The following is a 13,419-nucleotide window of genomic DNA, read 5'->3' on the forward strand; positions in this document are numbered from 1 at the left end:
GGTCGCATTATAGGGCGATCCGATTTTAGTGCAACCCTTTTTTTAAAGAAAATTGCGAAAAAACGTTTGTTCGAGCAAAAAGAAAACAACCCGAATATAAAACAAACAAAAACACCCGCGTTAGGCGGGTGTTTTACTATATATAAGCTTGGATAAAATCTATAAATTAAAACTTATACTCGATACCTAGGCCTAGATAATCCTTTTCTACTTGGTTGTCTGCATCAAATGTTGAGTAGAAACCATAAACCTTCGCGTTTTTAGCAAGCTTGTAATCAACACCGACAGAAATACCATCTACTTTGTCACCGGCATCGAAATCAATAGCTTGATACTGTGCTTTCAAGGTCGCATTGCCCAATTTGTACGCTGCATTTAGCAAGTACCCATCGGCCTCTGCACTTCCATCCACCTTTTCTTGTGTCTGGTACATTGCACCAAGTTTGAAGTCAGCTACTTTACCTTGAACAGTGAAACGAACCGTGTCATAGCCGTTTACTTCGCTATCTGCCGCAATCGCTGCATAGACAGCTGACTCTTTCAATCCAGCATCGCCGTATGTTAGCGCAGTAGAGAAACCGTTTTCACCTTCTTCACTGTCTTCAGCAATAAAGCTTCCTAATACTCTAAAGCCATTAAAGCTTGGTGACTTGTAGGAAATTGAATCACCTAAGCGATTTTCGCCTTTAAAGAGTACCTTAATGTCACCCTCAAGGTCGTTGAACTGGTCTAACTTACCTTGAGACTGTTTTAATGCGGTGTCATTACGGCCGATAACGACTTCACCGAAGTTACCTTTTAAACCCACGTACTGATTACGTGCAGTAATATTGTCTTTATCACCTTTTGAATCAGCGTCAGAGACATCTACTTGGAACTCAAGCTTATAAATAACTTCTAAACCAGAGTCTAATTTCTCAGAACCTTTGAAACCAAAGCGAGAGGCGTTACTTTTAATTTCAGTAACTGAACCAGCACCATCGTCAGAAGATTGTACCGATACATTCGCTTTACCATAAACATCTACTTCAGCGTTTGCTTGAAAAGTGAATGCACTTAGTAATGATAGCGCTAAAGCAGTCTTAGTTAGTTTCATGTGTATTTCCTCAATATCGCAACACGTATTTTCAAAACACGCGCAGTTTGACACTGGTAAATGACAAAAATATTACACATAAAATATTTCTGAAAATAAAATGACACCCAAGCTTCAGAAATGCGTCACAAAAGGTTCATTATAAGAATTACTTCACCGCCCCCAGTAAATTTACGATGGTTTCTATTTGCTCTAATTGGTCGTTGTCTTTGTGGTATGCCACAAATATCTCTCTTGAGTTACTTTCTACTTCGTCAACTTGAGTCAACCTTCCAGCCTCAATGGACTCTAACGCTAACGCTTCTGGCACAAATGCAGAGCCACCACACTGAAGAATAAGATCGAGTGCTATTCTGCCGGTGCTGGTTCTAAAATAAGGAGGGGTTGCGCCAGTGAACTGTTTTGCATGCCATAGAGAAAAAGCAGTTCCCCAATCAACATAAACATACTGGTTGTCAAAAAAGTCTTCCTTTGTTGCGTTATCAAAAGTGCTTACAGGAATAATAGCAAGATCGCTGATCGGCTTAACAACCAGCTCATCCACTTTTGGCGGATCGAACAGAACAGCGAGATCCAGTGTTCGCTCTAATAATAGTCGCGTGCTTTCTTGCTGTGCTTTCACTTCAGCAACAAGCGATACTCCGGGCATAGCGGATACAATATGGTTAATCCCGAATTGTAAAAATGCGTCCCAAATATTAGCCGTGCCACTCAGTGACAATTGCTTGTGCATATTGTTTGCAAGTGCAACATCGACTTTGGCGCGCTGCATCCCAGTTAAGATCATTTTGGCGTGTGGTAACAACCTTTCACCTGGCGCAGTTAACTGAATATTGTTACGCTGGCGAATAAAAAGATTCACCCCTAAACTTTGCTCAAGCTGGCGGATCCTAAAACTTACAGCTGACTGAGTGATGTATAAATTTTCTGCCGCTCGACCGAAGTGACGGGTTTTGACAACTTCGACAAAAGTTTTTAATAGATCTATGTCCATTTTTCTTCCTGACGATAAAAATTACTCGTTTAAAAAATTATAAAACTTGGTCCATACTCCAGCCAGATAATCTTAGAGGACTCAGTTATGGATCATAATTTAGCGACTTTGAAAAATGCATTTGCAAGCCCCAGAGCCTTTTATGATGACGCCAACTTCCCTAGAGGATTCGGACGCAGTGGTCACTTCACGCTACAAGAAGCCGAAATTCTTGAACGCTGTGGTGCCACATTAAGAAGCTTATACAGCAAAGCAGAAGAACCTCAAAACAGTTTCCAATCCCAGTTTGTTCAGGTAATGGAAGGGTTAATTCCTCCAACTAACGCTGTAGAAAAAGCCTGGACCAAATATTTGAAGCATACTACGTGTAAGACAAAGTTTCACACGCTATTTGGACGCTCTAAAGTTCAAAACGATGGTAGCGTGGTGATCCCGGTAGATATTGACGACGAGCTATAAGCAAAATCGTCTAAATCCTATCAAGCTTAGACGCCAACAGAGTAACCTTATTTCTGTCGTTGGTGTCTAAGCACTTCTATTATCAATCCCATTTCAATCTCGATTACCTCATCACCCCCTATCTTCTCGTATTTTGTTCTTAGTCGTTATCTGTTTATTAGCACAAGCATTGCAATTAAGCGCAGTTAGGTTAAGAATTAGTAAAACAGGAAATGATTGGCGAAGGTTGTGTTACGGAAAATCTTAATCATTGAAGACACCCCCACCATTGCGAAGGTGCAAAAGCATATTGCAACCACTGTGGGATATCATGTAGATATTGCAGAGTCTTTGGCTGAAGCCAAAGCATTGTTATCACAGCACGACTATTTTTGTGCCGTGGTAGATTTTGTGTTACCTGATGCGCCGCTTGGAGAAGCTATTCCCTGCACGGTTAAAGCTGATATTCCTACCATAGTGATGACTGGTAACCTTGAAAGTCAGACTCGCTCAATCGTTGAACAATACCCCATCATCGACTATATCACCAAGGAAAATAAACAAGCCTATCATTATTTACGTCGCCAATTAGAACGCCTGCCAAGAAACGAAAATGTCAGAGTACTGGTTGTTGACGACTCTATTTCGTCGAGACACTATGTTTCAGCACTCCTCACTCGCCATAAATATCAGGTACTAGAAGCCTGTGATGGCATAGAGGCACTCGCGGTATTAAAAGACAATCCGGATATTTCAGTGATCATCACCGACAATGAAATGCCAAATATGCGAGGCGAAGAGTTATGTATCGAAATTAGGCGACTCTACACTGATGATGATAAAGCGATAATTGGTATATCTGGAGTTGAAACCGAAAATTTATCTACACGATTTTTGAAAAATGGAGCTAATGACTACCTCAGAAAGCCCTTTAACGCTGAGGAGTTTTACTGCCGTCTTAGCCAAAACGTCGATATGCTAGAACATATTCAAACGATACGCCGACAAGCAAATACAGACTATTTAACCAGTTTGCCAAATCGGCGCTACTTTTTCGATACCGTAAAGAAAAGCCTAAAAGCAAGACATAAAAAGGAGCTCTACGGGCTGATCGCTATGATAGATATAGATCATTTTAAGCAAGTAAATGACAAATATGGCCATGAAGGCGGCGATGCGGTGCTTGAGTCAATTGGCCAAGCGTTTGCTCAATACTTTCCCAATGATTTAGTCGCTCGATTAGGCGGCGAAGAGTTTGCGATATACTTTAAAGATACGGTGGCTGATCATTGCAAAGAAAGACTGGAATGCTTCAGGGAATATTTAGAGCAAAGTAGTAATGCACTGACTGAACAGCGGATCTCGTTTACTGTTTCAATGGGACTTGCCGCTCAGGTGACTACGGACATAGAAAGCCTGATAAAACAAGCCGATGAGCGTTTATATCAGGCGAAAGCTTCGGGAAGAAACCGCTTAGTTCACTAAGCGCTTTCTTTTATCTCGATAAGAATCAAAGCTAAACATCACCAGCGCGCCCCAAATAAAGGCAAACGTTATTGCTCGTTCAGCATCAAAGGCTTCCCCATAAAAGAGTACCGCCAATATGAACATTAAGCTCGGCCCGATATATTGAAAAAAGCCAAGTGTCGTGTAGGGTATCCGTTTTGCTGCTGCGGTAAAGCATAACAAAGGCAAAGTTGTCACCACACCCGCACTTATCAATAGCGTGTTGGTATACCAATCATTATTCCAAAGGTTGCTTGTGGCACTCGGCTCAACCCACCACCAATAAGCCAGTGCAATTGGGGTGAGAATAAGGGCTTCCACCAGCAATCCCGGAAGCGATTCAACCGCTAAAGTCTTACGTAACAATCCATATATCGCAAATGATCCCGCCAGTGAAAACGCAATGACAGGGAATGAACCAAAACTAATTAACTGTAATACCACACCCACTATCGCTAATAGCACAGCAAACTTTTGCGCCGTTCTCAACCTTTCCGATAAGAACAGCATTCCCAATAGCACGTTAAGTAATGGGTTGATGTAATAACCCAAACTCGCGTCTAACATAAAGCCGTTATTCACTGACCAAATAAATAAACCCCAGTTAAAACCCAACAGCAACGCAGTGAGTGTCAACATCGCCAGCAACTTTGGATTAGCCAGTATGGCCTTAATTTTGGGCCATTGCTGCTTTGCCAGCACAATTAGTGCAATAAAAAATACAGACCATACAACGCGATGAATGAGTATCTCAATCGCGTCGACATGGACGAGTTGCTTAAAATAGATGGGTGCAAGTCCCCACATAAAAAAGGCGAGTACAGCGAGTAAATGGCCTTTCTTTTGTTCTTCAATCACGGGCGTTTAACCTTTGGAGGGATCAACTAAGAGGTCAATCATTATACTCATTTTTACTAATCACGGCGATGAAAGTTCGATGAATTCACAATCACAAAGTTTAAATCCGACAAGTGCTCAAAACTTATTCAAGTCTCTTAAGATTAGATAAAAAGCAAAGACAAGGTTCAAAAAAAGCTCTAAAATGACGCCGATGGATACCCTCGTAAGCACCCCAATTAACGACCCTCATTCAGTACTGAAAGATGTCTTTGGCTACAGTACGTTTAGAGATGGTCAGCTTGATATTATTCAGTCTAGCTTAGCTGGTCAGGATACGCTTGTACTACTGCCTACCGGCGGCGGTAAATCACTCTGTTACCAAGTCCCAGCAGCATTATTTGCAGGCGTGACAATTGTTATATCGCCACTTATCTCATTAATGCAAGATCAGGTCGCGCAGTTAAAAGCACAAGGCATAGCCGCTGAATATATCAACAACAGCGTCGCTTGGGAGCAGCAAAGAGATATCTATGACGCGCTTTTCCAAGGTCGTTTAAAGCTGCTGTACGTTGCACCAGAAAAGGCCTTACAACGAGACTTTATTGAACGCATATCCAATTGTAACATCAGTTTGTTTGCCATTGATGAAGCTCACTGTGTATCCCACTGGGGACATGACTTTAGACCGCACTATTTTCGTTTAAAAGAATTACGTCAACATTTTCCGTCTGTTCCGATGATGGCATTAACCGCAACGGCTGATTTAGCGACACGAAAGGATATTGTCCAGCAATTAGGTATGCAAGCACCATTTATCTATACCGGTAGCTTTGACAGACCCAATATTCGTTACACCATCGAAGAAAAGTTCAAACCCCTGTCGCAATTGATCCGCTATTTAAAAGAGCAAAAGGGGCAAAGTGGCATAATCTATTGTGGTAGCCGTAAACGTGTTGATGATATTGCCGAAAAGCTGATTGATGCCGGGTTCAATGCAGCTGGTTATCACGCAGGTCTAGATAATGATCAGCGCCAATTTGTACAAAACCGCTTCGCCCGAGATGACATTCAAATCGTAGTTGCAACCGTTGCTTTTGGGATGGGGATCAATAAACCCAACGTGCGATTTGTGGTTCACTATGATATTCCTAAAAGTGTAGAAGCGTATTATCAAGAAACCGGCCGTGCAGGGCGAGATAGCTTAGCTGCTGAAGCCGTTATGTACTTTGATCCTGCAGATATTCCCCGCGTTAGACGCTTTTTTGAAGATATTCCAGACGAGCAACGTCGTAAGGTCGAAGAACAGCGCTTTCAGGCGATGTCGAGTTTTGCTGAAGCGCAAACCTGTCGTCGTCAAATTTTACTCAATTACTTCAGCGAATATCAACGTGAAGCATGCGGTAACTGTGATATTTGCCTTAATCCACCGAAACAATTTGATGGCACATTAGTTGCCCAACAAGCGTTATCGTGCGTATACCGCGCAGAGCAACGCTTTGGCATTGGTTACATTGTGGATATTTTGCGTGGGGCAAATACCGCAAGGATCAGAGAACAAAACCACCATACCCTCTCAACCTATGGGATCGGGAAAGAGCACAGCAATGAATTTTGGCTGAGTATCTTACGTCAATTGATCCATCATGGTTTATTGAGTCAAGATATTACTCAAGGCGCAACGCTTAGATTAACAGAAGCCGCCCGCGCCGTACTTCGCGGCGAATATGTGCTGCAACTCGCAGAACCAAGACTTGTAGCTAAGCATGTCTATCAAGATAAACTGGCTCAGTTTAATTACGATAAGAAACTATTTGCTAAGCTTCGTGCACTCAGAAAGCAGCTCGCAGATGAAGATGATGTACCGCCGTATGTTGTATTTAACGACCGAACATTGGCAGAAATGGCACAAAGAACGCCAACAACTGATAGTGAGTTTTTGCAAGTGTCTGGTGTCGGTTTTACTAAGCTCAGCAAGTACGGAGCCCCTTTCATGCAGCTCATTCGCAATTATTTGGAAAGAGAATAATGACTACACTCACTTTGGATAATTCACACGAGGTGATTATCGTCAGCTGTGAAATTACACCTCAAGACGATGAATTTGAACTTTGGGGGCAAATATTCTTACATCAAGATGAGATTCAATTAATTGAATTCTCTGCTGGAGCGGATAGACATCAGTGGCGTTTTTCATATAAAAGCTGTAATTTTAATTTAAATTTTGAACATTACAGTGAGAGTGTTTGGATAGCTCCTGATGGCGTTGATGCCTTAGAGCTCCTACCTTTCCTACGCCAACAACTTTCTCGTTAAGTCCACATAAAGCTCTTTAAGTCTATAAATATTATTACTTTTGTTGCAGAACTAAAGCAAGCTGCAACAATATAATCCATACTAAAGGAATATTAGACTTAAAGGCTCTGTGATGAATGTAAAGAGGATTTCGTGTAATAGTATTGTGCTAATGTGTAGCCTAAATGCAGCTGCGCAAGCTGAAAAAGTGCCTGCAGTTGATTTTGCTAATAGCTGTGGTAATAACCGAGTTGAAGCACAAAGCGACCAAAATCTTTCACGCCAGCTAGACAGCAAACAAGCCTATCCTGAGCCTGCAGAAGGTAAAAAGGTCGTCGCTATCACTCTAAAACAACTTAATGTTTTCGATACCGATAAACCTGAAGAAGACAATGCCCTATTCCGATTTGCCAACCGTTATCATATTCAAACCAAGCCCGAAGTATTAAAAAGCGTGCTCCTTTTTCAGGAAGGGGATGCTTACAACCCAAGAAAACTCAGTGAATCCGAACGACTCCTTCGCAATCAGTCATACCTATATGATGCACGTATCTATGCCGTGGAAAACTGTGATGGTGATATTTTAGTTACGGTTGTAACGCGGGATCTTTGGACACTATTGCCCGATTTAAGTTTTAGTCGTAGTGGTGGGGAGAATACTTCTCGAATTGGGTTTAGAGAAAGTAATTTATTTGGCTGGGGAAAGCGCCTTTCTTTTACCCACATACAAGAGGTCGACCGCTCTGGTTATCAATTTGTCTATGATGACCCTAATATTTTAAACTCAAGATATCGTGGTCGCGTAGAATATTCAGATAATGACGATGGTGAACGCCACTATATTGATGTGAGCTATCCATTTTTTGCAACCGATACTCCATATAGTTATGGTTTTACGAGTTATTCCGACAAACGTGAAGAGCCCATATATTCTGAAGGTGAAACAATCTCAGAGTTCAGTCAATCCACGGATGTCACGCAAGTCTACTTCGGACACTCAAAAGCGCTATCGGGTAGTTGGACTCGCCGTCTCATCGCAGGCGTTAGACATGAGCAGCATACCTTCCGTGAGATAGCTGATACCACTTTACCCATTGCACAAGATAGAACGCTCACCTACCCTTATGTTCAAGCACAGTGGTTTGAAGATTCCTATGTAAAGGTACGCAATTTCGACTCGATTTATCGTACAGAGGATCTTAATTTAGGTTGGAATGTTAATGCTCTATTTGGCTATTCAGCCGAATCTTGGAGTGACGATACTGAGCGTCTTGTCTATTCATTTTCTGCCAATACAGCGCACTACACCTCAGATCACAGCTTATGGCGTTTTTATTTTGATGTTAGTGGCAACTGGAACAAAGACACAGATAAAACCGAAAACCTAATAGCGAAAACGACCTTTCAATACTATTTAAATACCAGCTTGTATGAGTCTTGGTTTATCAATGCGAGCTATACCTATGGAAATAACCTGACCTTTGATAATCAAATTACGTTAGGGGGTGAAACCGGACTTCGCGGATACCCAATAAAATATCAGCAAGGTAGTCGAAGCATGCTACTCAATATCGAAAAGCGCTATTACTGGGAATATGACTTACTGCGTTTATTCAAAATTGGTGGTGCAGCTTTTTTTGACGTGGGTCGCGCGTACCACTCTCACCTGCCGATTGAAGCAGATGAATCAGTCCTAAAAAATGTCGGTATTGGCTTGCGTTTAGCACCTAGCCGAGCCAATTCAGATATCATGGTTCATATTGATTTAGCTGCGCCAATCAATGGCCCGGATAACGTCGATAGCGTACAGTGGCTATTAACGGTAAAAAATCGCTTTTAACGGTGTCGCACAACAATAAACATGATATAAAACAGAAAAAATTTCTTAGGATACGATTTTGCATTTGTTAGATTTCGCACTCAGTCAATACAAGCTAATTGTAACTTTGGTGGCGCTATTATCCTTCCCACTATTAATGAAAGCATGTTGCAAACTCTTAGAAAAAGTAACACGCGGAAAAATAGACTCTCATCGTAAACAACGTGCCGACTTACTCGTTCGTGTACTCGTTGCCTTTGTATTCGTCTGTTTTATGCTCGTATTCTGGGGCATAGAACTTCGTGGTTTACTGGTGCTTGGTTCATCGTTATTTGCGATGCTTGGTGTTGCCATGTTTGCCGCTTGGTCATTACTTTCCAATCTGACTTCGTTTTTACTTATGTTTATTCAAAACGATTATCGCGTTGGGAATTGGGTAAGAATTGTCGACGGTGCAAACTTTGTTGAAGGATGTATTGTAGAGATGGGATTGATGAGTGTAGTACTGCGCCACGTTGACGGCCATAAGGTCGTATATCCTAACAATTTGTTTGTCACTCGACCCGTTATGGTGCTTAGTCAGGAACCGGCTAAACCTAAACAGGTTCCAACACCAAGAAGAACATTAGGCCCTAAGAAATAGGGCCTATATCGTCAATAAAGGTTTCTAGCTGTTGTTCAACAATGCTATTTGCATGTGCAAAGTAAGCTAAGTGAAAAACTGCATCTCCTTCATTCACCAAAGGTAGCATTTGTTGGCCAATTACTATCCCACTACGGGGCGCGATAATCGCTTCTTCGCTTTGACCTAATGGACTGTCTATATAAGCCAAAATTTGACCTTTTGATACACGTTCCCCCAAGTTAACTTGAGCTCGAACAATACCATCAACGTCTGCACGCACCCAACTTGTCGCTGCCGCGATAACTGCGTCATGACGTTGCTTCCTACGACGTCCACGCAGCATTCTGAGTTTACGCATGACATTTTCAACCCCCTGCAATCCAGCAGCAATGGCCAATGAGTCAAACCGCAACGCTTCTCCCGCCTCATAGGTGATAACAGGAATGTCCAATCCCGCCGCTTCACTTCGTAGCGAACCATTACGCAGTCGCGCATCTATCGCAACCGGCGTACCAAACGCCATGGCCATTTCTTTGGTCATTTCGCAGGACAAGTCACCACGGATCTGCGGTAAATTAGAGCGATGAATCGCGCCGGTATGTAAATCGATAATATGGGTGCATTTCTTTACCACCAAATCGAAAAACATAGATGCCATTCGAGCCCCTAACGAGCCTTGCTCAGAACCTGGAAAACAGCGGTTTAGGTCTCGTCTATCAGGTAAATAGCGAGACTTATGAATAAAGCCAAAGATATTTACGATAGGCACCGCTATCAAGGTACCACGTAGCGTTGCCGCATCGACTTTACTTAATAGCTGGCGCACGACCTCAACGCCATTTAATTCATCACCATGAATTGCGGCACAGACCAAAAGTACCGGTCCGGCCTCTGCGCCATTAACGACTTCAATCGGAATAGTCATTGGTGTGTGGGTGTAGAGCTTGGCCACTTCCAACTGGACAGTCTGCCTTTCAGCAACACCCACTCGTGTATCTAATAACGTAAAGGGTTGGTTGATTTTAACCTTTGCCACGTGTAGCAGTCCTTTTCGCCGCTGCATTCTTCTCGATAAAGGAGATGATCAAGCTAGCTATGTCTTTACCTGTTGCCTTTTCAATGCCCTCAAGGCCCGGAGATGAGTTCACTTCCATCACCAAAGGACCACGCTCTGAACGCAATAAATCTACACCGGCAACATTTAGGCCCATGGCTTTTGCTGCAGCAATTGCAGTGCGGCGCTCTTCCGGAGTGATTTTTACCAATGTCGCTGAACCACCACGATGCAGATTTGAGCGGAATTCGCCCTCTTGCGCTTGACGCTTCATCGCGGCAATGACACGGTCGCCGATAACGAAACAGCGAATATCAGCACCACCAGCTTCTTTAATATACTCTTGCACCATGATGTTGGCTTTTAAGCCCATAAATGCTTCGATAACGCTTTCCGCCGCTTTACGTGTCTCAGCTAACACCACACCAATACCTTGTGTGCCTTCTAGTAGTTTGATCACAACTGGTGTGCCGCCAACCATTTCCAGTAAGTCTTTAACGTCATCAGGCTTACTGGCAAAGCCTGTGATTGGCATGCCTACGCCTTTTCTTGACAGTAACTGTAATGAACGTAACTTATCTCTTGAGCGAGTGATTGCAACAGACTCATTCAATGGGTAAACCCCCATCATTTCAAACTGTCTGAGTACCGCACAACCATAAAACGTCACAGAGGCACCAATTCGCGGAACAATCGCATCAAAGCCGCTCAACTGCTGACCCTTAAAGTGAATTTCAGGCTCACTACTATTGATATTCATATAACAACGTAGCGCGTCAATAACCTCAACTTCATGCCCACGCTGCTCTGCCGCCTCAATTAAACGACGTGTTGAATATAAAGATTGATTCCTTGAAAGAATGCCAATTTTCATGATTTATCCGTTTTATTACTTAAGTATGACTGTTCTGGATCAACAAGGATGCGGCCTCGCATCGCCGTGCGGCCCAGTAACATTCTAAATTTCATGGTTTCTCTATTGCTTAGCGTGATTTCAATTGGCCAAGCCTGATTACCGATAGTTAAATTTGTTTCTATTACATAACGTAGTTCTTTATGACCGCCCGAATCGGTAACAACGCGCTCATCTACTACTTTTGCTTCACTACAGACTTCATAGTCGGTATTGTCTTGTTTGGGGTGGATCCAAAACCTTACCCAAAGTTCATCTTGTTCTGTTTTGAAAGGCTCAACCTTAAAGGCATGCAGACATGATGTTCTTGCTCCAGTATCTACTTTCGCTTTGATTTTTTCGATACCTAAATCGGGTAAGGAAAGCCACTCTCTCCAACCAACTGTGATCATATTATGCTCTCGTACAAAATGAGTTCGGACTTATACGCTGATTCAAGTCACTTGAAAAACAAAATAAATTTATCCTAAAGATAAAAGCGCTCTGTTAAGCCAAGCACCTTAACTTACAGTAACACCACTTACACATTTTTCAAGGTAAAGCCCTATACTGAGCTAAAGTAAAATAACCTGAGCTGCGGATAATTAATGCCTTTCTAGCAGCCAGTTTTAGCGCTAACTGCGTTGAATTCACTTCCAATAGCCAGCTATTGGTGCGTAAATTCGCCTTGTTTTCCCTAAAACTCTCTGGCTAGACAAGGAAAAACTAAGTTGTTCTTTAGAAACAATGAGTTTGAACATTCCTTATCCAAACCTCAGGTTAAAATAGAGTATTCAAACAATTTATTTCATCGCCAAGATTTTTAAATGAATTTGAAAATTAAATTATCTATGTCAGTCTTGGGACGAACTTTTTAATAGGAATTAGCTATGACTGGATTACTCCATGCGTTTGTGCTCGACGGTCAAGGTGGCGGTAGGCTACTTTGCGATCTGAGTGAAGTAAAATCCGTAATTCACAAGGAGCCACTTTGGCTCCATTTTGACTACAGCTTCGACGAAACGACCGAATGGCTGAAGCAACAAACGTTTTTGGATGACTGGGAAAGAGAAGCGCTAACGGCAGATGAAACCCGTCCGAGAACGGCTAATGGCGATGAAGGTTTGCTAGTGTTCTTGCGTGGCGTGAACCTTAACCCCAAGCAAAGCCCTGAAGACATGGTTTCTATTCGCTGTTTTGCAAACGATAAACTACTTATCACCTGTCGTAAGCGCCATATTATGTCTGCCCAAGATATGCTGGCATCGCTTAAAAAGGGTCAAGGCGCAAAAAGTATCGGTGAGTTACTGTCTACATTGGTGATGCGACTTTCTGTGCGAATGCAAGATATCATCTGGCAAATAGAAGAACAGCTTGATGAATTTGAAGACGCGATGGAAAGCAGTGAGCAGCTGCCAAACTATCAGCAACTTTCAACATTAAGAAGGCAAACCATTGGTTTAAAACGCTATCTTAAGCCACAAAAGCTTGCTATTAGCGAACTGCTATTGGCAAAGATTGCTTGGCTAGATGAAGATCATCGACACATGATTGAAGAGGCGAGCAATGCCTTAAGTCGATATATCGAAGAATTAGAGGCTGCGATTGAACGTGCACAAGTGATCCAAAATGCGATCACCAACCATCAAAATGAACAGTTAAACCAAAGAATGTACGTGATGTCCGTCGTTGCAGCGTTATTCTTACCACTTGGATTTTTAACAGGCTTGTTAGGGGTGAATATTGGCGGTATTCCTGGCACTGAATGGGGTGGCGCATTTGCCTTTTTTGTTATTATGTTGGTGGTACTAACTGGCGGTATTGGCGTGTACTTTAAACGCAAAGGCTGGTTGTAACTAGGAG

At 42.5% G+C, this 13,419-nt stretch carries 13 protein-coding genes; 7 read left to right on the forward strand and 6 right to left on the reverse strand.

The annotated features are described in order from the left end of the window. Positions 1 to 166 precede the first annotated feature (166 nt). Together EXT48_RS15315 and EXT48_RS15320 are read right to left on the reverse strand one after the other, a co-directional pair. Positions 167 to 1,096, reverse strand: coding sequence for a porin (locus EXT48_RS15315; RefSeq protein WP_130164966.1), 930 nt, complete (start codon positions 1,094 to 1,096; stop codon positions 167 to 169). A 148-nt stretch (positions 1,097 to 1,244) separates the two neighbouring features. Further along, positions 1,245 to 2,090: a LysR family transcriptional regulator gene (locus tag EXT48_RS15320; RefSeq protein WP_010607242.1), complete on the reverse strand. Its 846-nt coding sequence runs from the start codon at positions 2,088 to 2,090 to the stop codon at positions 1,245 to 1,247. A gap of 87 nt (positions 2,091 to 2,177) precedes the next feature. Between EXT48_RS15320 and maoP the strand changes: the two genes are divergently transcribed. Together maoP and EXT48_RS15330 are read left to right on the forward strand one after the other, a co-directional pair. After that, the gene (gene maoP, locus EXT48_RS15325; RefSeq protein WP_010607241.1) at positions 2,178 to 2,549 is read left to right on the forward strand and encodes a DUF413 domain-containing protein; all 372 of its coding nucleotides are present in this window, start codon (positions 2,178 to 2,180) and stop codon (positions 2,547 to 2,549) included. A 228-nt stretch (positions 2,550 to 2,777) separates the two neighbouring features. After that, positions 2,778 to 4,013 (forward strand): response regulator, encoded by a 1,236-nt coding sequence (locus EXT48_RS15330; RefSeq protein ID WP_205992104.1) that lies wholly within the window; start codon positions 2,778 to 2,780, stop codon positions 4,011 to 4,013. Here the strand turns inward: EXT48_RS15330 and rarD are convergent. Next, positions 4,002 to 4,892: an EamA family transporter RarD gene (gene rarD / locus EXT48_RS15335; protein WP_039493074.1), complete on the reverse strand. Its 891-nt coding sequence runs from the start codon at positions 4,890 to 4,892 to the stop codon at positions 4,002 to 4,004. The genes EXT48_RS15330 and rarD overlap by 12 nt on opposite strands. A 193-nt stretch (positions 4,893 to 5,085) precedes the next feature. On the opposite strand from rarD, the gene recQ reads away from it, so the two are divergent. The 4 genes from recQ to EXT48_RS15355 all read left to right on the forward strand — a co-directional run bounded on the left by recQ (position 5,086) and on the right by EXT48_RS15355 (position 9,628). Beyond that, a complete protein-coding gene (recQ, locus tag EXT48_RS15340; RefSeq protein WP_045988914.1) occupies positions 5,086 to 6,900 on the forward strand; it encodes a DNA helicase RecQ in 1,815 nt (604 codons plus the stop codon). Beyond that, entirely contained in the window at positions 6,900 to 7,187 is a 288-nt protein-coding gene (locus EXT48_RS15345) for a DUF3630 family protein (RefSeq protein ID WP_039493070.1), read from the forward strand. Before recQ ends, EXT48_RS15345 begins: the two co-directional genes overlap by 1 nt. A gap of 151 nt (positions 7,188 to 7,338) precedes the next feature. Then, entirely contained in the window at positions 7,339 to 9,006 is a 1,668-nt protein-coding gene (locus EXT48_RS15350; RefSeq protein ID WP_130165008.1) for a POTRA domain-containing protein, read from the forward strand. Positions 9,007 to 9,064: 58 nt separating this feature from the next. After that, positions 9,065 to 9,628, forward strand: coding sequence for a mechanosensitive ion channel domain-containing protein (locus EXT48_RS15355; RefSeq protein WP_017218501.1), 564 nt, complete (start codon positions 9,065 to 9,067; stop codon positions 9,626 to 9,628). Here the strand turns inward: EXT48_RS15355 and EXT48_RS15360 are convergent. From EXT48_RS15360 to EXT48_RS15370, 3 genes are read right to left on the reverse strand one after another with little or no spacing between them, the layout of a single operon-like run. Beyond that, complete coding sequence (locus EXT48_RS15360) at positions 9,618 to 10,646, reverse strand: succinylglutamate desuccinylase/aspartoacylase family protein (RefSeq protein ID WP_010378992.1); 1,029 nt, start codon at positions 10,644 to 10,646, stop codon at positions 9,618 to 9,620. The two genes, EXT48_RS15355 and EXT48_RS15360, sit on opposite strands and share 11 nt — an antisense overlap. Then, positions 10,633 to 11,538 (reverse strand): 30S ribosomal protein S6--L-glutamate ligase, encoded by a 906-nt coding sequence (gene rimK, locus EXT48_RS15365; protein ID WP_010378991.1) that lies wholly within the window; start codon positions 11,536 to 11,538, stop codon positions 10,633 to 10,635. Before rimK ends, EXT48_RS15360 begins: the two co-directional genes overlap by 14 nt. Continuing rightward, positions 11,535 to 11,969, reverse strand: coding sequence for an ATP-dependent zinc protease (locus EXT48_RS15370; RefSeq protein WP_010378990.1), 435 nt, complete (start codon positions 11,967 to 11,969; stop codon positions 11,535 to 11,537). The genes rimK and EXT48_RS15370 overlap by 4 nt, the downstream gene beginning before the upstream one ends. Before the next feature lie 477 nt (positions 11,970 to 12,446). Between EXT48_RS15370 and EXT48_RS15375 the strand changes: the two genes are divergently transcribed. Further along, on the forward strand, positions 12,447 to 13,412 hold the full coding sequence (locus EXT48_RS15375) for a zinc transporter ZntB (RefSeq protein ID WP_010607232.1): 966 nt from the start codon (positions 12,447 to 12,449) through the stop codon (positions 13,410 to 13,412). Positions 13,413 to 13,419 lie beyond the last annotated feature (7 nt).

The sequence above is a fragment of the Pseudoalteromonas sp. CO348 genome (assembly GCF_004208845.1).
GTDB classification, from domain to species: Bacteria; Pseudomonadota; Gammaproteobacteria; order Enterobacterales; family Alteromonadaceae; genus Pseudoalteromonas; species Pseudoalteromonas maricaloris.

What these genes read in the sequence shown, in the direction of transcription:
- EXT48_RS15315 (WP_130164966.1), bottom strand. Translation starts at nt 1,096, where the DNA reads ATGAAACTAACTAAGACTGCTTTAGCGCTATCATTACTAAGTGCATTC.
- EXT48_RS15320 (WP_010607242.1), bottom strand. Translation starts at nt 2,090, where the DNA reads ATGGACATAGATCTATTAAAAACTTTTGTCGAAGTTGTCAAAACCCGT.
- maoP (WP_010607241.1), top strand. Translation starts at nt 2,178, where the DNA reads ATGGATCATAATTTAGCGACTTTGAAAAATGCATTTGCAAGCCCCAGA.
- recQ (WP_045988914.1), top strand. Translation starts at nt 5,086, where the DNA reads ATGGATACCCTCGTAAGCACCCCAATTAACGACCCTCATTCAGTACTG.
- EXT48_RS15345 (WP_039493070.1), top strand. Translation starts at nt 6,900, where the DNA reads ATGACTACACTCACTTTGGATAATTCACACGAGGTGATTATCGTCAGC.
- EXT48_RS15350 (WP_130165008.1), top strand. Translation starts at nt 7,339, where the DNA reads ATGTGTAGCCTAAATGCAGCTGCGCAAGCTGAAAAAGTGCCTGCAGTT.
- rimK (WP_010378991.1), bottom strand. Translation starts at nt 11,538, where the DNA reads ATGAAAATTGGCATTCTTTCAAGGAATCAATCTTTATATTCAACACGT.
- EXT48_RS15370 (WP_010378990.1), bottom strand. Translation starts at nt 11,969, where the DNA reads ATGATCACAGTTGGTTGGAGAGAGTGGCTTTCCTTACCCGATTTAGGT.
- EXT48_RS15375 (WP_010607232.1), top strand. Translation starts at nt 12,447, where the DNA reads ATGACTGGATTACTCCATGCGTTTGTGCTCGACGGTCAAGGTGGCGGT.